We start from the raw sequence: 19679 nt of genomic DNA on the forward strand, positions 1-19679 counted from the left end.
GATCGCCCGGATCGCCGAGTACGGCGAGGAGCGCGAGCGTCTCCTGGCCGAGCTGACGGCGGCGCAGAGCGAGGTCGAGGCGCTCAGCCGCGGCGGGCGCAGCCGGAGCAGCCGGACGGGCCGGGCCGGGCTTCGCAGCCGGACCGGGCCGGGCCGCGGGCGCGCCGGGCTTGGCCGCGGGCGACGCAGCCGCGGGCTTGGCCGAAGCGGGGGCCGCGTCAGCGGACTTGGCCGCGCCGTCGGCCTCGAGCGCGGCGCGGAGCTTCCGCGCCACGGGGGGTTCGATGGTGGACGAGGGGCTCTTGACGTATTCGCCGAGCGCCTTCAGCTTCTCGAGCGCGACCTTGCTGTCGACTCCGAGCTCGGAAGCGATCTCGTGCACGCGTGGTTTGGCAGCCACAAATTCTCCTGTCTGGGTCTACCCAGGCAGGGCAGACCGTTAATTGCGGACGGGTCTCATTTCGAGCCGTTCACTTTGTTTCCATAGCCGTTCAGCCTTTTCGCTGGATGTGCTTTTCGATGGTCTGCGTGTCAAGCGGGCCTGACACACGCAATGCCCGCACGAAGGCGCGACGCCGGATGGCGGCATCCACGCACTCCCGCGTCTCGTGCACCCACGCGCCTCGTCCGGGCATCGACGCACGCTCGTCGGGGACGAGGACGGAATCGATGGAGACCACCCTGAGAAGGGTGGACCGGGGAGCACGCGTACGGCATCCGACGCACGTTCGTACAGGCTCCATTCTACATGCCGGGGCGCTATGCCCCGGACCCCCTTCTTCTACATGCCCCGGCTGAGGACTCGGCGACAGCCGGTCAGCTGTCTTCGAGGATCGAGTCGGGCTGGATGTCGATCTTGGCGCCGGTCAGCTTGGCGGCCAGGCGGGCGTTCTGCCCCTCCTTGCCGATGGCCAGCGACAGCTGGTAGTCGGGCACGAGCGCGCGGACGGCCTTGTTCGAGGCATCCAGCACGAAGCTCGACGTCACCTTCGCCGGCGACAGCGCGTTGGCGACGAACTTCGCGAGTTCGGGGTCGTAGTCGACGATGTCGATCTTCTCGCCGCCGAGCTCCTCGGTGACGGCGCGCACGCGGCGGCCGAGCTCGCCGATGCACGCGCCCTTCGCGTTGATCGACGGGTCGTTGGCCTTCACGGCGATCTTCGTGCGGTGCCCCGCCTCGCGGGCGAGCGACACGATCTCGACGAGGCCGGCCGGGATCTCGGGCACCTCGAGCGCGAACAGCTTGCGGACCAGTCCAGGGTGCGTTCGCGACACGGTGATCGCCGGTCCCTTCGCGCCCTTGGCGACCGAGGTGACGTAGACGCGCAGGCGCGAGCCGTGCGCATAGTCCTCGCCGGGCACCTGCTCCTCGGGGGGCAGGATCGCCTCGACCGTGCCGAGATCGACGTGGACCATGCGGGGGTTCGGCCCCTGCTGCACGACGCCGGCGACGATGTCCCCCTCCTTGCCGCGGAATTCGCCCAGCACGGCGTCGTCGGCGATGTCGCGGAGCCGCTGGCTGATGACCTGCTTCGCAGCGAACGCGGCGATGCGGCCGAAGTCCTCGGGGGTCGACTCCTCTTCGCCGATCACGGCGCCCTCGTCGTCGAGCAGGGGGATGAACACGGCCACGTGACCGGTCTTGCGGTCGAGTTCCGCGCGGGCGCCTTCGGGCAGCTCGCCCGTGGGCGAGGTGTGCTTCGCATAGGCGGTCAGGATCGCCTGTTCGATGATCCGCACGAGCTCGTCGAAGGGGATCTCCTTCTCGCGCTCGACGGTCCGCAGCAGTCCGAGATCGATGTCCACAGTGGCCTCCGTATTCAGCTCTCACCAGCGCGTCGCCGCGCGCCGGAACCCTCCAACATTACCGGATGCCCCGTCCCACGGTGCTGTGCAGTCCCCGAGGCCCGATCGTGAAGGGCCCCGCTCGGTGGGGCGGCGGCGACTACGACGACGCGCAGTCGTCGACGTGGGTGGCGGCACGGCCGAGCCGCGCATCCGTCCAGTCGATGAGGACCGGCACGAAGTGCGAGCCGGGCAGCAGGGTCCGCAGATGGTCGTAGCCGCGGTACTCGAGGCTGCGCACCTGATTGCCCTCGGCGCAAAGCCGCTCGACGAACTGGCGCTGCAGGTGCGGCGGGATCACCTCGTCCTCGTCGCCCCACGCGATGAGGATCGGCTGCGACCACGGGCCGGTCGGCGTGTTGTCGGCGAGACGGCGGCCGAGCGCGCCGGCAGTGAGGTCGCCGACGAAGAGCGGGCGGTCCTCCGAGACGCCCAGCGCCGTGGCGACGGAGACGATCACGCCGGGCTCGGTGGGACAGCGCTGCGTCATCTCCCGCACGATCGCCTCGGAGCCCGGCGCGATGTAGCGCGCCAGGTCGACGTCGGCGTACGTGTCGGCGTACGGCACCAGCACCCACGAGATGAGGATCGACAGCAGCGCGTTGGCGTCGCCGCTGGTCAGCTCCTCCGCGAGCTCCACAGGCTCCGCGGCCGGTGCGAGCACCGCGGTGCCGCGCACGTCCAGTCCGGGCGCGTAGTCCTCCGCGATCTGCGAGGTCCACAGCGCCGCATGCCCACCCTGCGAGTGGCCCCACACCGCGGTGCGGCTCGACAGCGTGACCCCCTCGAGTTCACGCGCCGCGATCGCGGCGTCGAGGGATGAGCGCGCCTCGCCGCGACCGATCAGATAGGGGAAGACGCCCGGCGCTCCCTGGCCCGAGTAGTCGGACGCGACGACCACCCATCCGCGCGAGATGGCCTGATCGAGGCCCGGGATCGCCCACCTCGTGGCGGACGCGTCGCGCAGGCTCGGCGCGCATCCGCGCGCGACCCCGGTCGTGCCGTGGTTCCACACCACGACGGGCCGTGGGCCGGGCGGGGGGTCCTGCGGCACGATGACGAGTGCGCTCGCGACGGCCGGCTGGCCGACCGCGTCGCGCGTCGTGTACAGGATCCGGTGCACGTCGGCGCCTGCCGGCTGCTGGCCCGAGAAGTCGTCGGCGCGGATCAGTCGTCCATGCTCGTACGGCACCACAGCCGGCGGGTCGTAGAACGCGTCGACCACCTGCGCGCCGTCCTGGAGCCACGCGTTCGCCCACCATCCCCCCGCTGCCAGCGCGATCAGCAGCGCCGAGAGCGCGTACCGCCCCGCGGCGAGCCACGCGGCGCGAGCCCTGCTGCGCCGAGGCGCAGCATCCGCCCCTCCTCCCTCGCCACTCGGGCGACCCGCGGCCGGCACCGACCGCCTGCCCTCCACGAACGCGCGGACGGCTCGCATCAGCAGCGTCGCGCCGAAGACGATGGTGCGCACTCCGAAGATCACTGCGACCACGAGCACGGTCACGTCGGGCCAGGCGTACGACAGGATGGCGAAGGTGACCTGCGTGGCGCCCCACACGCCCGCCAGCACTCGCTGGCTCACCGTGCCGCCCGCCACAGCGTCGTAGAACGATGCCAATCCCCCGAGCACGAGCAGGATCGCGATGATCTGCGGCAGGAGCTCGAGGGTGCGGCCGAGACCGAGCAGGATCGCCAGCCCCAGCACCATCCACGCCACGCCGAACGCGACACGGGACCACAGCGGCGTCTCCGGCGCGGCGAACATGCGCGCGAAGCCGGAGAAGACCGCGCTGAGTCCCACGTAGACGGTGAGCAGCACGAGCGACGTGAGCGGCCGCGTCACGATGAGCAGTCCCACCAGCAGCGAGAGCGCACCCACCAGGACCAGCACGACCGGCGGTGCCCCGCGCACGAGGCGCGGCACGATGCTCCACCCGGTCGCGGGCTGGCGAGGGGCCTGCCGGATCATCCGCCCCATGATAGGCGCGCGTCCTGTGGCGCGACTGAGCCGTCCGCTCGGCGCAGTCCGTGTCGCGATCGCGCGCCGGGGTTGCCAGCCGACCGCCGGCGCGTCAAGTCCGTGCCCACCGGCCGCTCGCGGTCTACCGTGAGGGGGTGAAGAGCCGGGAGAGCGTCAAGGCGAATGCGAAGCAGTTCGCCCGCGACGCGGAGTCCAACTCGGCCTTCGAAGTCCTGGCGCGCGCAGGGTATGTGGCGAACGGCATCATCCACGCGCTGATCGGGATCATCGTGCTGGTGATCGCATCCGGCGGCCGCGGCGAAGGCGATCAGGCGGGCGCCATGAAGGCGGTGGCCGGCGCTCCTGCCGGTTTCGTGGTGCTGTGGCTGATCGCCATCGGCCTGTGGGCGCTCGGCGTGTGGCACGCGGCGGAGGGGCTGCTCGCGCGCGACCGCTCCGGCGACACGAAGGGCGCGGCACGCAAGTGGGGGCGGCGGCTCGCCGAATGGGGACAGGCCCTGGTCTTCGTCCTCCTCGGATTCATCTCGGCCGCGGTCGCCATCGGCGCACGACCGGATGCGGAGCAGACGGCCGAAGACGCGAGCCGCAGCCTGCTCCAGCTTCCCGGAGGTCCGATCCTCCTGGCCCTCATCGGCGTGGGGATCGGCATCGGCGGTGTCGCCTTCATCGTCATGGGCGTGCTGCGCAGCTTCCGGAACCGGATCGAGACTCCGGACGGCAAGCTCGGGCGCGCCGTCGTGGTGCTGGGCATCGTGGGCTTCGTCGCGAAAGGGGTGGCGCTCACGATCATCGGCGTGCTCCTCATGGTCGCCGCGATCGGCGACGACGCCGACACCGCCGGCGGTCTCGACGGCGCCGTCGACGCGCTGCTGGATCTGCCGCTGGGTCCCGCCTTGGCATGGATCGTCGGTGTGGGCTTCCTCGCCTACGCGGTCTTCACCGTCGCCCGCGCGCGCTTCGCACGGATGTGAGCACGGGACGGCCGCCCCGCGCGGCTCGCTGCCAGGCGCCACAGCGGAGATAGGTCGCGGCATCCGTCCTGTCAATACTCTGGCGAAGGCGACCGTCCGCGACGAGCCTGAATTTATGACGAACACAGAGGAAGATCTCGTGACGGGACCCGAGGCGATCGCGCGGGTCAAGGAGCTCGTCGAGGACATCGACTTCACCATGCTGACCACCCGGGATGCGGAGGGGAACCTCGTCAGCCGCCCGATGAGCACACGGCAGATGGATGACGCCGGCGACATCTGGTTCTTCACGCTGGCGGGCACCAGTAAGGTCGCCGAGTCGCAGGCCGATCCGCAGCACGATGTGGGGCTGGCGTACCTCGACTCGAAGGGCCACCGCTACGTCTCCGTGGCCGGGCGGGCCGAGGTCGTTCGCGACGAAGCGAAGATGAAGGAGCTCTACTCCCCCGACCTCGACATCTGGTTCGAGGACGGTCTTGACACCCCCGGCATCGTGCTGCTGCGCGTCACACCGGTGGAGTGCGAGTTCTGGGAGCCGAAGCACGGCAAGCTTGTGACGGCCGCGGGCATGCTGAAGGCTCTCGTCACCCGCGACACGCCCGACGACACCATGTCGCACGGCAAGGTGCACTGCTGAGACGCCGAGGCGCCGCGCCCCCGGAGACAGGGGCGCGGCGCCTTCGTGCGTATCGGCGGGTCAGGCGCGGTACACCTGGACCACCGACGGGCGCGGCGCGTTCGGCACGTCACCCGGCTCGGCCGAGCCGTAGTCGGGGAACAGCGACGTGGGCGCTGCGAACGAGCCGCCCTCACCCGGATGCTGCACGGCGACGAAGACCATGCCGTCCTTGTCGTGGATCACCGGGCCGCAGGTCTCGGCTTCGCGGGGCACGGCCAGGAACTGCTGGACGTGACCGCGCTCGGCGCCCTCCAGGGGCACCAGGAACAGCCCGTCGTTGTAGCCGATGGTGCTCGGGGCGCCGTCGGTGGAGATCCAGAGGTTGCCCGCCGAGTCGAACGCGACGTTGTCGGGGCAGGAGATGGGCGACACGAGCTCCTTCGGGAAGCCCGCGAAGTACGAGTTCGCGAACACGGCGGGGTCGCCGCACAGGAGCAGGATGCTCCAGCCGAAGGTGGTGCCTGACTGCCCGGCCGTCTCGGTGAGCTCGATGACGTGGCCGTAGCGGTTGCCGGTGACGGGGTTCGCCTCGTCGAGGGTCGCCGCCGACCGGGCCGAGTTGTTGGTCAGCGCGAGGTAGACCTTGCCCGTCTTGGGGCTGGGCTCGACATCCTCCGGACGGTCCATCTTCGTGGCGCCCACCGCGTCCGCCGCCAGACGGGTGTGGACGAGCACCTGCTCCGTCGTGAAGCCGGGGACGACGGACTGGCCGTTCTGCGTGAGCGGCTCCCACGTGCCCGAGCCATCGAACAGCCCGTCGGAAGGAAGTGCGCCGGTGCCGGTGATCTCGCCCGTCGAGTTGCCCTTGAACTTCGCGACGTACAGGTCGCCTTCGCTCAGCAGCTCGAGGTTCTTCTTGCGCGAGCCCGAGATCTTGTTCTTCGAGACGAACTTGTAGAGGTAGTCGTTGCGCTCGTCGTCGCCCATGTAGGCCACGACGCGGCCGTCCTCGCCGACGATGACGTTCGCACCCTCGTGCTTGAAGCGACCCATCGCCGTGTGCTTGCGCGGCGTCGAGGTCGGGTCCTGCGGGTCGATCTCGACGATGTAGCCGAAGCGGTTGGGCTCGTTGACGTAGTCGGGGTTGTGCGCGTCGAAGCGCGGGTCGTACTTCTCCCAGCCCGTCTCGGTCGAGGTCGACGCCGTCGACTGGTAGCGCCGCTGGGCGGGGGTGTCGGCCGCCCACGCGAAGTAGCCGTTGAAGTTCTCCTCGCCCGAGAGGATCGTGCCCCACGGGGTCGTGCCGCCGGCGCAGTTGCCGAGCGTGCCGTGCACCCACCGGCCCTCGGGGTCGGCGGCGGTCTTGACGAGGTCGCTGCCGGCGGCGGGACCGGTGAGCTCGAACACCGTCTCGACGGTGATGCGCCGGTTGCGCTTGCCGTCCACGACGTACGACCAGGGCGCTCCGGTGCGCTTGCGGGTGATCTCGACGACCGACATGCCCTGAGCCGCCTTGAAGATGTCGCCGCGGCGGCGGAGCTCGGCCGGGTCGGACGACGGCGGGAACATGATGCCCGGGTTGCAGTACTCGTGGTTGTTGACCAGCACGCCGGTCTTGCCGCTCGGGTCGGCCACGATGTCGAGGTAGTCGCTGTTGTAGCCGAACTGCACGGCCTGGGCGGCGGGCGACTGCGCGTTGATGTCGAAGGCGGGAGCGTTCGAGAACAGCGGGTCGCCCCAGCGGATGATCGGCTGCCACGTGTAGCCGGAGGGGACGACGAAGTCGTCGACGAACCGGTTCACGGGCGAGATCGCGTCGAACGGGAGGCTGCCGTTCACCGGACGCGCGAAAGCGGCGCCCGCTCCCCCGATGCCCGACGAGCCCGGCCCCGAGAGCGGCGTCTGACCGCGCAGGCCGCCGACCGCGATGGCGACGGCGCCCGCGGCGCCAAGCCCGAGGAGCGCGCGGCGCGACAGCGCGGCCGAGGCCACCTCCTGGAACGTCTCGTTGTGCGACGAGTTGCACTCCGGCCCCAGGCACGCGTTCGCGCACTTGAGCTGGCACGTCACGGCGAGGCGCTTGCCTCGCGCGTGGTCGGCCAGGGGAAGAGTACGGCGGAATCCTTCGACGATGCTCACGGGCGTCCTCTCTGCGTGCACAACGGCATGTGTGTCGGGGTGGCGCCAGCCTGATCCCGTGCCGCGACGGCGGAGGTAACCGCAGGTGAACGGCGGGCGACGAGAACATGAGAACGACCTCATGAGCAGAACGGATGCCTCGCCACACGCCGTGCGCGTGCGGCGGCGTCTGCGAACCCTGGGCACGCCCATGGCCCGGGCGGCGGCTGCGAACCCCGGGCACGTCCCATGCCCGCCGCGACCGCGGACGCTTGCTCCGACCGCGCGAGGCGACCGCGCCAGGCGACCGGGCGAGGCGACCGCGCCCGGCGACCGGGTCAGGCGACCGCGCCCGGCGACCGGGTCAGGCGACCGCCGGAGCCGACTCCAGCGCGTTGATCGCGGCGATGAGCCGGTACAGCTCGCCCACCCGGAACTGGTTGAGCCGGAGCACCAGCCGCGGCAGGTCGACGCGGTCGTCCGCCTCGCGCTCGACGGTCAGCGGACCCCGCAGCTCGATCTCGCCCTCGGTGAGCAGGAACCCGAACTCGGCGTTCAACGCCGCGACCTCGGCATCCGTCGGTGTCGCCTTCAGTCTCAGGACCAGACGCTTGCCCACCCACCGCAGCGAGTCGTAGTTGCGGTAGAAGCCGATGAGCTCCTGCACCGCGGCCTCGACCGAGTCGGTGACGAGCACACGATCGAAGTCACCCTCGGAGATGACGCCGGAGGGCAGCAGGTGGTCGTCGACGAAGCGGCGCAGGCCCGACCAGAAGTCGCCGCCGGGCGCGTCCAGGAGCACGATCGGGGTCGGGTCGGCCTTGCCCGTCTGCTGGAGGGTGAGCAGCTCGAACATCTCGTCGAGCGTGCCGAATCCGCCAGGGACGCACACGAAGCCGAGGGACTCCTTCACGAGCATGAGCTTGCGGGTGAAGAAGTACTTCATCGCGACGTTGCGCGCGTTCGACCCGACGATCGCGTTGGGCTTCTCCTCGAACGGAAGCCGGATCGAGACCCCGAGCGAGGCGTGCGCGCCGGCGCCTTCCGCGGCGGCCTGCATGATGCCGGGGCCGGCGCCGGTCACCACCATCCAGCCGTGCTCGGCCAGCGCCGCAGCCACCTCGGACGCCTGGCGGTAGAGCGCGTCGTCGGCACGGGTGCGCGCCGAGCCGAAGATCGTCGCCTTCGGCACGTCCTCGTAGGGGTCGAAGAGCTGGAACGCGGCGCGCATCTCCGTCAGCGCCGCGCTCGTGATCTTGAGGTCGAGCCGGGCCGCTCCATCGAGCCCGAGTCCCACGCCGGTCGCAAGGATGCGCGCGACCAGGTCGGCGTTCTCGGTGATGCCCGCGTCGGACAGGATCCGGCGCAGGTCCTCGGTCACTTCCGGCGGCACCGCGGCGCTGTGGGTCATGACGCCAGCGTGCCACGTCGGAGCGTCACACGGGACGAACGGCAGCGGAACGTCCGCGTGCCGCTGCTCAGCGCGCGCTGAGGCGGGCCACCACGTCGGCGACCGGAAGTGTCTCGCGGTCTCCCGTGCGGCGGTCCCACAGCTCGGCCTGACCCTCCGCGGCACCGCGGCCGACGATCACGATCTGCGGCACGCCCACGAGCTCGGCGTCGCCGAACTTCACCCCCGGCGACACCTTCGGGCGGTCGTCGTAGAGGACGTCGAGACGTGCCGCCTCGAGGTCGTTCGACAGCTGCTCGGCGACCTCGAACACGACCGCCTCGCGGCCCGTCGCGACGACGTGCACGTCGAACGGCGCGACGGAGGGCGGCCAGATGAGGCCCTTGTCGTCGTTGTTGAGCTCGGCGATGATCGCGAGGATGCGCGTCACGCCGATGCCGTACGAGCCCATCGTGACGGTCACGAGCTTGCCGTTCTCGTCGAGGACCTTCAGTCCCAGCGTCTCGGCGAAGAAGCGGCCGAGCTGGAAGACGTGCCCGATCTCCATGCCCCGCGCGAGCTCCACCGGCCCCGATCCATCGGGCGCCGGGTCGCCGGGTCGCACGTTGGCGACCTCGACGAAGCCGTCACCGGTGAAGTCGCGGCCGGCGACGAGCGTGTGGACGTGCTTCTGGTCGATGTTCGCCCCGGTGACCCACGCGGTGCCGTCGACGACTCGCGGGTCGAGCAGGAAGCGGATGCCCGTCGCCGACTCCTCGCCGAGCACCGCACCCGTCTCGGACCACGGACCGATGTAGCCCTTCACCAGGAGCGGGTTGTTCTCGAAGTCCTGCTCCGTCGCGGCCTCCACGGCGGCCGGGGCGAAGGCGACCTCGGCACGCTTGTCGTCCACGTCGCGGTCGCCGGGAAGACCGACGACGACGAGCTCGCGAGTGCCGTCGAGGTGCGTCAGGGCGAGCACGACGTTCTTGAGCGTGTGAGCCGCGGTCCACTCCGTCGCCTCCGCGGTCGCAGGCCCCGCGATTCCCGGGGCGGGGGCGTCGAGATGCGCGTTGGAGTGGTCGACCAGCGTCTGGATGGTGGGGGTGTTCGGCGAGTCGAAGATGACCGGCGCACCCTGCCCGTCGAAGGAGATGGCGTCGGGCGCGGTCGTCGTGTAGGCCTCGACGTTCGCGGCGTAGCCGCCGGCAGAGCGCACGAACGTGTCCTCGCCGACGGGCGTCGGGTGGAGGAACTCCTCCGAGCGGGCGCCGCCCATCAGCCCGTTGTCGGCCGCGACGATGACGTACTCGAGACCCAGCTTCTGGAAGATCCGCTCGTACGCGTCGCGCTGCGACTGGTACGAGGCATCCTGCCCCTGGTCGGTGTAGTCGAACGAGTACGCGTCCTTCATCGTGAACTCGCGCCCCCGCAGCAGCCCCGCGCGCGGGCGTGCCTCGTCGCGGTACTTGTCCTGGATCTGGTAGATCGTCAGGGGCAGATCCTTGTACGAGGAGTACAGATCCTTCACGAGGAGCGTGAACATCTCCTCGTGCGTCGGCGCGAGCAGATAATCGGCACCCTTGCGGTCGTGCAGGCGGAAGATGCCGTCGCCGTACGACGTCCACCGGCCGGATGCCTCGTAGGGCTCACGCGGCAGCAGCGCCGGGAAGTGCACCTCGTACGCGCCGGCCTTCGTCATCTCGTCGCGGATGACCGCCTCGATCTTCGCCTTGACCTTCAGGCCCAGCGGCAGCCACGTGAAGACGCCCGGCGCGGCGCGCCGGATGTAGCCGGCGCGCACGAGCAGGCGGTGGCTCGTGACTTCGGCGTCGGCGGGGTCTTCACGGAGCGTGCGGAGGAAGAAGTGCGACAGACGGGTGACCACGAGGGTCAAGTCTAGGACGAGCGGATGCCGCGCCCCCTCCCCGCGCTCGCATCAGTACGGGTCACGGCAGGCGCCCGCGACGTCGTCGCTGGCGGCGATGGTGCCCGGAACGGCATCGGCGTCGATCACACGGATGAAAGCGACGGTGTCGGCGGCGTCTCCCCAGTACGACACGTCCGAGTTGGCGACTTCGATGATCAGCTGACCGCCCGGGCTCGCCCCCGGCACGATCCAGATGTTCGAAAGCGCGCCTGGCTGCTCCACGGCATCGGGGTGAAGGCGAGCCACATCGGCCCCGGACATCCCGATACGAAGGCCCGCCTGCGTCGGGATGCTCGGCGTCAGCACGTCGATCCGCTGGATCGCGCCGGACTCGTCGCCCGACAGCGTGAATGCCGGACCGCCCGTGGAACCGTAGCCGCCGTCCGCGACGACGTACCGATCGGCAGTACGCCAGTAGGTCGTGAGGCAGTCCTCGTTCGTCAGCTGGGCCATCAGCAGGCCCGCGTCGGCGAGCGGCTCGCCGATCCGCACCGGTCCGAGCCCCGAAGGCGACACCACGAGCTCATCGATGGCGGGTGGTGTCGGCTCACTCGGGGTAGTCGGCGTCGGATCCGGCGTAGGCGACGGCGTTGTCGGGGGCGGCGTCGCGGATTCCGTCGGCGTGGGCGCCGGGGGCGTCGGCGTGACCGCGGGAGCGGGCTGCGCCTCGGAGCCGAGCAGCGCCGCAGTCGCGATCGCTCCGCCCGTGATGCCTGCGACGAGCGCGAGCGCGAGGGCACCGGCGACGAACTGCGTGCGATGCCTGCCCGCGGGCCTGATGCGCTGCGAGCCCGCGAGCACGAGATCCCTCATCTCGGTCCGCTCGCGCGGAGTGAGTTCGTCGTTCATGCCCATGCTCCCTCGATCGAGACCATCTCTTCCCGCAGCCGTGACTTGGCGCGGGCGAGACGGGACTTGACGGTGCCGACAGGGATGCCGAGGGTCTCCGCCGCCGCGCGATCCGGGTATCCCTCCAGGACGGTCAGCACGACGACGCTCTGCTCGCGGGCAGGCAGCCTCTTCAATGCCGCGAGAACTCCCGTCTCGTCTGTGCCTTCGGGGGCTCCCGGATTCGACGCGATCGGCGTCCGGGCCAGCAGCGAACGGTATCGCCGGCCCGAGCGCTCCAGGTTGCGGGCGGTGTTCGAAACGGCGTTCAGCAGCCAGGGCAAAGGCGACCCGTCGACGAGTCGCACCGACTCGCGCTTGCGCCACAGCTCGAAGAAGCCGATCGTCACGGCGTCCTTCGCGTCTTCCCGTGCGGTCAGCAAGCGGCGCGCGTGACGGAAGAGACGCGCCTCGTGGCGATCGAACAATCGCGCCAGCGCGGCCTCGTCACCGGCGAGAACCCCCTGCCAGAGGGCGGCGTCATCTTCTTCCATACCCTGTAGTGTCCGGGTTCGCGCGAAAGGTTCACAGCTGGTCGTTTTCGCCACGTTCGAGGCTCTACCGCCCTCGACGCAGCGAAGAGCCGGTAGAGCGCCTGCCTACACTGATCGGGTGCCCGCACGCCGCCCTCGACTGGTCCCCGTCAGTGCCCACGACGAGCTGGTGGCCTCTCTCGCGCAATTGCGCCGGGACCTGGAGCTCCCCACAGCCTTCCCGCCCGACGCGGAAGCCGAGGCGGAACGCGCGTCGCGCGACGTCTCCGTCGACCCGTCGGCCGCGCAGCTCGACGACCTCCGCGACGTGGAGTTCCTGACGATCGACCCCGCGGGTTCGACCGACCTCGACCAGGCGCTGCACCTGGAGCGCACGGCCACCGGCGCCGTGCTGCACTACGCGATCGCCGATCTGCCGGCGTTCGTGGCGCCGGGCGGCGCCGTCGACGAGGAGGCCCGGCGGCGCGGGCAGACCCTCTATGCCGCGGATGGCCGCCTCCCCCTGCATCCGGTCGCGCTCAGCGAGGGGACCGCGTCGCTTCTTCCTGGCCGCGACCGGCGTGCGTTCGTGTGGCGGTTCGTCCTGGACGACGAGGCGCGCCCCGTCGAGACCACGCTGCGCCGCGCGGTCATCCGCTCGCGCAAGCAGTGGAGTTACGCCGACGCGCAGGCCGCCCTGGACGCGCGCACCGCACCATCGGCCCTGGAGGCACTCGCGTGGTTCGGCGCGCTCCGCCTGGAGCGCGAGGCCGAACGCGGCGGCGCGAGCCTCAACGTCCCGGAGACGCGCATCGTCGCCGATGACGGCGGCTATCGGCTGGAGCGCGCCGCGCCGCCTGCGGTGGAGGAGTGGAACGCCCAGGTTTCGCTCCTCACCGGCATGGCGGCGGCCGACATCATGCTGCGCGGGGGCGTCGGAATCCTCCGCACCATGCCCGCCGCGGAGCCCGACGACATCGCGGCGTTCCGGAGGCAGACGGTGGCGCTGGGAATCCCGTGGGCCTCCGGGGTCGCCTACGGCGACTATCTGCGCGGCCTGGACCGCGATGCGCCGGCCGCGCTGGCGATCCTCGATGCCGCGGCCGGGCTGTTCCGCGGCGCCGGCTACGTGGTCTTCGACGGCGCGCCGCCCGAGGATCCCGTGCAGGCGGCGATCGGCGCCCCATATACCCACACCACCGCTCCCCTGCGCCGGCTGGTGGACCGGTGGTCGCTCGTGATCTGCGAGGCGATCGCGAACGGCCGCGAGATTCCGCAGTGGGCGCGAGAGGGGCTGCCGTCGCTTCCGAAGATCATGGCCCGCAGCGACGGGCTCGCGAACCGGCTCGACGCGGCAACACTCGATCGCGTGGAGGCGGCGCTCCTCACCGGGCGCGAGGGACGGGTGTTCGAGGCGGTCGTGCTGGGCCGACGCGAAGACGGGGCGCGCGTCCAGCTCACCGACCCGCCCGTCGCCGCGAAGGTCGCCGGGCTCGACACCGCGCCCGGTGAGACCGTGCGCCTGCGGCTGACCCGCGTCGACATCGCCACGGGCGCCGTGGTCCTCGAGCCGACCGCCTAGCCTGGGATGGTGACGACCACTGCGCTGCTGACCGGGTTCGAGCCGTTCGGCGGCGACGCCGCGAACCCCTCGGGCGAAGCAGTGCACCTGGTGGCTGCGGGCTGGCGCGGACCTGAGAACCTCGTCACCGCGGTGCTCCCGGTCACCTTCGCCGGCGCCCAGGCGCGGCTGCGTGAGCTCTTGGCCGAGCACCGACCCGACGTGGTCGTCGCGGCGGGGCTGGCGGGCGGTCGCGCCGCGATCGCGATCGAGCGCGTGGCCGTGAACCTCATCGACGCCCGCATCCCCGACAACGACGGCGCTCAGCCCGTCGACGAGCCCAGCGTGCCCGGCGCCGGCGCGGCCCATTTCGCCACGCTCCCGGTCAAAGAGATCACGCGCCGCATCGCGGCAGAGGGCATTCCGGCCGAGCTCTCCTACTCTGCGGGTTCATTCGTCTGCAACCACGTGTTCTTCAATGCGCTCGAGGCGGCGGCATCCGGAACCCGTGCCGGGTTCGTGCACGTCCCCTGGTCCGCGGAGCACGCGCCGTCGCCCGATGCCGCGACGCTGCCGATCCACGACATCGCGACCGCGCTCGAGATCGCCGTGCGCACGAGTCTGGACGTCACGACCGACAGCGCGGTGCCCGGCGGCACCCTGCATTGAGGGGCTCCACGTCACGGCGGAATACCCGTCGGCTCGACGCGCTTGCACGACTCATCGCCTCGCCGGCTGCAAGGAGCCCCATGAACGACACCGTCACCGAGACGCCCGCCGTCGACACGACCGCCGAGTCGGCGCCCGCCCCGGCCGCGCCCCCGTCGGTGCACGTCCGTGCCGTCGTGACGTGGCTCGCGATCTTCCCGCTGGTGTCGGTCGGAATGCTGCTGCTGGCCCCGATCTCGGAGTCGTGGCATCCGATCCTCCGCGCTCTCGTGCTGACGGCCGTCGTGGTGCCGCTCGCCGTCTACGTCGTCGTGCCGCGCCTTCTCGGTGCATACGGCTCGCTCCACCGGCGTCACGCCGCGCGACGTCGCTGAGCCGCCGCGTCACCGCGGGCGACGGCCGAGGTGGAGCGCCTCGCGCACCACGAGCCCCGCGATCAGCGCCCAGAACGCGGCGCTGACCCCTGCGATCGCGACGCCCGACGCCGCCACCAGGAAGGTCACGACCGCGGGCAGCCGCTCCCCCGGATCGTCGATCGCCTGCTGGACGGCGGAGCCGAACGCGCCGAACAGCGCGATGCCCGCGACGGCGGGGATCACCGCCTCGGGTGCCACGACGACCAGCGCGACGAGAGCCGCCGAGAGCCCGCCGAGCACGATGCCGCTCGCGCCGGTCGAGACGCCGGCGACCCAGCGCCGCCGCGGATCCGGATCGGCGTCGGGTGCGGCCGCGAGCGCCGCGCTGATCGCGGCGAGGTTGATCGCGTGGCCGCCCGCCGTCGCTCCGATCGCGGTGCCGAGGCCCGTGACGAGCATCGACGGACGCCACGGCACCTCGTATCCGAAGCTGCGCATGATCGCGACGCCCGGCACGTTCTGCGACGCCATCGTCACGAGGAAGAGCGGCAGGGCGAGACCCACGACCGCGCCGAACGTCAGGGTCGGCGCCGTGAACTCGAGCCGCGGCACGAGGAGGGCGGGATCGATCGCCGCGCCCGTGACCGCGACCTCCACCGCGACGACGACGGATGCCGCGACGAATGCCAGCGGCACCGCCCACCGCGGGGCGAACCGCACGAAGACCAGCCAGGTCACAAGCACGGGGATCACGCCCCACGGGTTGGCCACCAGCCCGGTGATGGGCGCGAGGCAGAGGGGCAGGAGCACGCCGGCGAGCATGGCCTGCGCGATCGACGGCGGGATCCGGGCGATCAGGCGGCCCAGCTGGGGCCACAGCGCCGTGAGCAGGATCAGCGCCGCCGTCACGAGGAATGCGCCGACGGCGGCGGGCCAGCCGCCCTCAACCGCACCCGTGGCGGCGAGGACGGCGGCGCCCGGCGTCGACCAGGCGACCGTGATCGGCATCCGGTACCGCCACGCCAGGATGATCGCCGAGACGCCCATCGTGAGACAGAGCACCAGCAGCCCGCTCGCAGCCTGCGCGCGAGAGGCGCCGACCGCGTCCAGGCCGGTGAGCACCACCGCGAACGAACTCGTGACCCCCACCAGCGACGTCACGATGCCCGCGACGATCGGGCGCGACAGCGGTGCGGACGCCTCGGCCGGTGCGGAGGCGTGATCGGCGCTCATCCCGCCTGCCTCCCGCGGTACACCGCCGTGCGCAGCTCGACCGCCCAGACTGCCCGCTGCGGCATGCCGACCCGCTCCGCCTCCGCGACCTCGGCGTCGACGTCGTACGGCACGCGCACGAAGCGGACCTCGAACGGCGCGGGCTCAGCCGTGTCGAGAACGCCCTCCAGGATCACATAGCTCGGCGTCGGCTCGTCGAGGGGATTGCCGACGCTGCCGGCGTTGAACAGGGTGCGGCCGTCGCGCGAGTGGATGTAGGCGTCGTGGACGTCGCCGTATCCGACGACCGTCGGCTCGGGTCCGTCGCCGGTCATGGCAGTGGCGCGGAACATGCCGTCGAACTCCTCGTCGGTGTGACGGAAGCGCACCCGCACGTGGGGGCTCTCGGCCGAGGCGTGGAAGAGGCGGATCAGCCGGCCGCTCATCAGGAGGTCATGGCTGAGCGGAAGGCCGCCGAGCCACTCGCGCTGCGCGGCGGACAGCTCGTCGCGCCACCAGCGCATCTCTTCGGGCTCTTCATCGCCGAGCCGGCCGATGAAGTCATCCCAGTTGCCGCGGATGTTCACCTCGCACACCTCGCGCAGGCGCTCGGTCGTCGGCGAGCCGCGAGGTCCCTTCCCGACGTTGTCGCCGAGGTTCACGATGCGGGTGATGCCGCGGGCGCCGATGTCGGCGAGCACCGCTTCGAGCGCGGTCAGGTTGCCGTGGACGTCGGAGATGACGGCGATCCGGTCGAGAGGCACTCTCGGATCATGCCATGCCGCGACACGCCTCGATGAGCCTAAGGTCGGGGTGTGCGTCGCCTTCCGCTGATCCCGGCCTTGGCGATGGCGGCCGCCGCTGCGGTGGGCGTGCTGGTGTGGGCGGAGATGGTGCACCGGCGCGCCTCGCGCCGGGCGCTGGGTCACGCGCCGGCGCCGGGAGGCAGCGAGGCGGTGGTCGTGCTGGGCTACCGCGACGCGGGGCCGCGGGCGAACTTCGTCAACCGCTATCGCGTGCGGGTCGGCCTGCGATCGCAGAGCCCGCACGCCTCCGAGAGCGTCCTGGTGATGTGCGGCGGCGCCGTCGGGGGCCTCGTGCCCGAGGCCGAGCTCATGGCGCGGTACGCCCGCGCGCGCGGTCACACCGGCCCGATCCTCCTCGACACCGACAGCCGGACGACCGCCGAGAACATCCGCAACGCGATCCCGCTCATCGCGGGCGCCGATACGATCCGCATCGCCTCGAACGCGCCGCATGCCCTCGTCGGGCGGGAGTGCCTGTGGGAGATGCGCCCCGATCTCGCTGCGCGTCTCGCCCGGGCGGACGACGATCGCCTCGGCGAGGCCCCGATCCTCAAGGTCGCCGCGGCGATCATCGCCATGCGCCACCGCCGCCGAAGCGCGCGCTGAGCCGGGCGCGGGCGCGTGCACAGAATCGGAAGTTCTTGCCGACGCGCCGGAGAACGGATGCCGCGACCCGGGGTGTCGGAGAAAGGTTCCGACGTTGTGCACCGAGCGTCACGTCTCGCGGCGCCCGGATCCGCAGTGCCTCAGCCCGCCTCGATCTCGGCGAGCGCCTCGGCGATCATGCGGTGGCCCTGCGCTTCGAACTCCGCGTCGCCGACCTGGTGCGCCCAGCAGGCCGTGCCGACCCCCTCGCGCAGCCGCATGAGCCGCCACTGGGCTGGCGTTCGCGGATCCGGCCCGTAGCCGTCGAAGAACGCGGCCTCGCACGCGGGGCTCTCGCGCCACTCCTGCGCGGCCAGCCGTGCGAAATCGCTCGCCGCCGGCCTGAAGGCGAAGCGGCCGAAGTCGATCACCCGCACCGCGCCGTCGTCCACGAGCCAGTTGCGGGGCTGCCAGTCGCCGTGCGTCGGCACGAGGTCGGTCTCGACCGGCGGAAGCGCAGCGAACGCCGCCCGCACCCGGGCTTCGACGTCGGGCGCGACCGCGTGATCCCCGTCGAACCATGAGAGAGCGCGGCGGGTGGCCGCGGCATCCGTCCCCTCCGACGGCCGCGTGGCCTGCGCGTGGAACTCGCGCAGCAGCGCTCCGGCGCGACGATGGACCTCGGGGTCGACGGCCGCAGGCGTGCGATACGCGAGGTCGCCCGGCAGCCACTCGAGCACGAGCAGGCGCGCGTCGCGGTCGGCGTGCCGCAGATGCGCCGCGTGACCGGCGCGGGCCCACGAGGTGACGAAGCCCCCCTCGTGCGCGTCGAGCTCGCGACCGAGGTGATGATCGGTCTCGCCGGCCGCCTTGACGATCAGGTCGTCTCCGCCGTGCCGCACGTGGAGGACCGTGGTCTCGACCTGGTTCCAGCTGAGGTCGGCGACGACCTCGAGCCCGGGCAGCCACGCGCCGAGCACGGCGCGCTGCGCGGCCGACAGCCGGCCGAGCGTCATCAGGACGTGACGACCTGCGCGGTGCCGACAGGTGCCGCCGGACCCATCTCGTCGGCGATCCGGTTCGCCTCCTCGATGAGCGTGGCGACGATCTCGGCCTCGGGCACGGTCTTGATGACCTGGCCCTTCACGAAGATCTGGCCCTTGCCGTTGCCCGACGCGACGCCGAGGTCGGCCTCGCGGGCCTCGCCCGGGCCGTTCACGACGCAGCCCATGACCGCGACGCGCAGCGGCACCGTCATGTCTTTGAGGCCCTCGGTCACCGAGTCGGCGAGCGAGTAGACGTCGACCTGCGCGCGACCGCACGACGGGCAGGAGACGATCTCGAGCTTGCGCTCGCGGAGGTTCAGCGACTGCAGGATCTGGTGCCCGACCTTAACCTCTTCGGCGGGCGGCGCCGACAGCGACACGCGGATGGTGTCGCCGATGCCCTCGGCCAGCAGGATGCCGAACGCGGTCGCGGACTTGATCGTCCCCTGGAACGCGGGCCCAGCCTCGGTCACGCCGAGGTGGAGCGGCCAGTCGCCCCGCTCGGCGAGCAGCCGGTAGGCCTTCACCATGACGATCGGGTCGTTGTGCTTGACCGAGATCTTGAAGTCGTGGAAGTCGTGCTCCTCGAAGAGCGATGCCTCCCACACGGCGCTCTCGACGAGAGCCTCGGGCGTCGCCTTGCCGTACTTCTCAAGCAGCCGCCGGTCGAGCGAACCCGCGTTCACGCCGATGCGCAGCGAAACACCCGCGGCCTTGGCGGCCGCCGCGATCGCACCGACCTGGTCGTCGAACTTGCGGATGTTGCCGGGGTTCACGCGAACGGCGCCGCAGCCGGCGTCGATCGCCTGGAAGACGTACTTCGGCTGGAAGTGGATGTCGGCGATGACCGGGATCTGGCTCTTCGCCGCGATGATGTGCAGCACGTCGGCGTCGTCCTGCGACGGGACGGCGACACGCACGATCTCGCAGCCCGACGCGGTCAGCTCGGCGATCTGCTGGAGCGTCGCGTTGATGTTCGTGGTCGGCGTCGTGGTCATCGACTGGACGCTGACGGGCGCATCGCCGCCGACGAGCACCTTCCCGACCCTGATCTGACGGGTCTTGCGGCGGGGGGCGAGCGTTTCGGGGACCTTGGGCATCCCGAGATTCACGGCTGGCACGGCACCAGCCTACGCGGCCGGACTGACCGTCGGCTCCGAGCCGCGGTGGCGGAACGAGGCGGATGACGGATGCCGCGACCCCCGGCATCCGTCCGCGTACGAGCGCGT

General features: G+C 71.3%; 19 protein-coding genes. 6 read left to right on the forward strand and 13 right to left on the reverse strand.

The features are described from left to right. The 4 genes from IM767_RS19275 to IM767_RS19290 all read right to left on the reverse strand — a co-directional run. Positions 1-400, reverse strand: a 400-nt coding sequence (locus IM767_RS19275) for a translation initiation factor IF-2 N-terminal domain-containing protein (protein WP_422613787.1), incomplete at its 3' end; no start/stop codon positions are given. Between the two features lie 91 nt (positions 401-491). After that, on the reverse strand, positions 492-743 hold the full coding sequence (locus IM767_RS19280) for a YlxR family protein (protein ID WP_109212039.1): 252 nt from the start codon (positions 741-743) through the stop codon (positions 492-494). A 73-nt stretch (positions 744-816) separates the two neighbouring features. Beyond that, the gene (gene nusA / locus IM767_RS19285) at positions 817-1806 is read right to left on the reverse strand and encodes a transcription termination factor NusA (protein WP_109212038.1); all 990 of its coding nucleotides are present in this window, start codon (positions 1804-1806) and stop codon (positions 817-819) included. A 139-nt stretch (positions 1807-1945) separates the two neighbouring features. After that, on the reverse strand, positions 1946-3814 hold the full coding sequence (locus IM767_RS19290) for a lipase family protein (RefSeq protein ID WP_239453486.1): 1869 nt from the start codon (positions 3812-3814) through the stop codon (positions 1946-1948). Between the two features lie 146 nt (positions 3815-3960). Between IM767_RS19290 and IM767_RS19295 the strand changes: the two genes are divergently transcribed. Next, on the forward strand, positions 3961-4797 hold the full coding sequence (locus tag IM767_RS19295; protein WP_109212036.1) for a DUF1206 domain-containing protein: 837 nt from the start codon (positions 3961-3963) through the stop codon (positions 4795-4797). A 115-nt stretch (positions 4798-4912) separates the two neighbouring features. Next, on the forward strand, positions 4913-5434 hold the full coding sequence (locus tag IM767_RS19300) for a pyridoxamine 5'-phosphate oxidase family protein (RefSeq protein ID WP_109212035.1): 522 nt from the start codon (positions 4913-4915) through the stop codon (positions 5432-5434). 60 nt (positions 5435-5494) lie between these two features. On the opposite strand, the gene IM767_RS19305 is transcribed toward IM767_RS19300, so the two are convergent. The 5 genes from IM767_RS19305 to IM767_RS19325 all read right to left on the reverse strand — a co-directional run bounded on the left by IM767_RS19305 (position 5495) and on the right by IM767_RS19325 (position 12290). After that, on the reverse strand, positions 5495-7555 hold the full coding sequence (locus IM767_RS19305) for a PhoX family protein (RefSeq protein WP_239453485.1): 2061 nt from the start codon (positions 7553-7555) through the stop codon (positions 5495-5497). Positions 7556-7898: 343 nt separating this feature from the next. Then, complete coding sequence (locus tag IM767_RS19310) at positions 7899-8945, reverse strand: LOG family protein (protein ID WP_109212033.1); 1047 nt, start codon at positions 8943-8945, stop codon at positions 7899-7901. Positions 8946-9012: 67 nt separating this feature from the next. Next, complete coding sequence (locus IM767_RS19315) at positions 9013-10812, reverse strand: proline--tRNA ligase (protein ID WP_109212032.1); 1800 nt, start codon at positions 10810-10812, stop codon at positions 9013-9015. 51 nt (positions 10813-10863) lie between these two features. Continuing rightward, positions 10864-11703 (reverse strand): hypothetical protein, encoded by an 840-nt coding sequence (locus tag IM767_RS19320; protein WP_194398950.1) that lies wholly within the window; start codon positions 11701-11703, stop codon positions 10864-10866. Then, positions 11700-12290, reverse strand: a complete 591-nt coding sequence (locus IM767_RS19325; RefSeq protein ID WP_162564399.1) for an RNA polymerase sigma factor — start codon at positions 12288-12290, stop codon at positions 11700-11702. Before IM767_RS19325 ends, IM767_RS19320 begins: the two co-directional genes overlap by 4 nt. 64 nt (positions 12291-12354) lie before the next feature. Here IM767_RS19325 and IM767_RS19330 point away from each other — a divergent pair, with 64 nt between their 5' ends. From IM767_RS19330 to IM767_RS19340, 3 genes are all read left to right on the forward strand, one after another. Further along, a complete protein-coding gene (locus IM767_RS19330) occupies positions 12355-13797 on the forward strand; it encodes an RNB domain-containing ribonuclease (protein WP_109212029.1) in 1443 nt (480 codons plus the stop codon). A gap of 9 nt (positions 13798-13806) precedes the next feature. After that, positions 13807-14445 carry a pyroglutamyl-peptidase I gene (pcp, locus tag IM767_RS19335; RefSeq protein WP_239453484.1) on the forward strand — a complete coding sequence of 213 codons (639 nt, stop codon included), beginning with the start codon at positions 13807-13809 and terminating at the stop codon, positions 14443-14445. 80 nt (positions 14446-14525) lie between these two features. Beyond that, positions 14526-14819 carry a hypothetical protein gene (locus tag IM767_RS19340; RefSeq protein WP_109212027.1) on the forward strand — a complete coding sequence of 98 codons (294 nt, stop codon included), beginning with the start codon at positions 14526-14528 and terminating at the stop codon, positions 14817-14819. Between the two features lie 9 nt (positions 14820-14828). Here IM767_RS19340 and IM767_RS19345 read toward each other — a convergent pair whose 3' ends face one another. Both IM767_RS19345 and IM767_RS19350 read right to left on the reverse strand, forming a co-directional pair. Then, entirely contained in the window at positions 14829-16034 is a 1206-nt protein-coding gene (locus tag IM767_RS19345; protein ID WP_109212026.1) for a benzoate/H(+) symporter BenE family transporter, read from the reverse strand. Further along, on the reverse strand, positions 16031-16777 hold the full coding sequence (locus tag IM767_RS19350) for a metallophosphoesterase family protein (RefSeq protein WP_109212025.1): 747 nt from the start codon (positions 16775-16777) through the stop codon (positions 16031-16033). Before IM767_RS19350 ends, IM767_RS19345 begins: the two co-directional genes overlap by 4 nt. Before the next feature lie 51 nt (positions 16778-16828). Between IM767_RS19350 and IM767_RS19355 the strand changes: the two genes are divergently transcribed. Further along, complete coding sequence (locus IM767_RS19355; RefSeq protein ID WP_239453483.1) at positions 16829-17425, forward strand: YdcF family protein; 597 nt, start codon at positions 16829-16831, stop codon at positions 17423-17425. 140 nt (positions 17426-17565) lie between these two features. Here the strand turns inward: IM767_RS19355 and IM767_RS19360 are convergent, their stop codons facing one another. Beyond that, positions 17566-18420 (reverse strand): phosphotransferase, encoded by an 855-nt coding sequence (locus IM767_RS19360; RefSeq protein ID WP_109212024.1) that lies wholly within the window; start codon positions 18418-18420, stop codon positions 17566-17568. Next, positions 18420-19571, reverse strand: a complete 1152-nt coding sequence (gene ispG, locus IM767_RS19365) for a flavodoxin-dependent (E)-4-hydroxy-3-methylbut-2-enyl-diphosphate synthase (protein WP_194398951.1) — start codon at positions 19569-19571, stop codon at positions 18420-18422. Before ispG ends, IM767_RS19360 begins: the two co-directional genes overlap by 1 nt. Positions 19572-19679 lie beyond the last annotated feature (108 nt).

Origin of the sequence: Microbacterium ureisolvens, assembly GCF_015278315.1 — a bacterium.
Lineage (GTDB): Bacteria > Actinomycetota > Actinomycetes > Actinomycetales > Microbacteriaceae > Microbacterium > Microbacterium ureisolvens.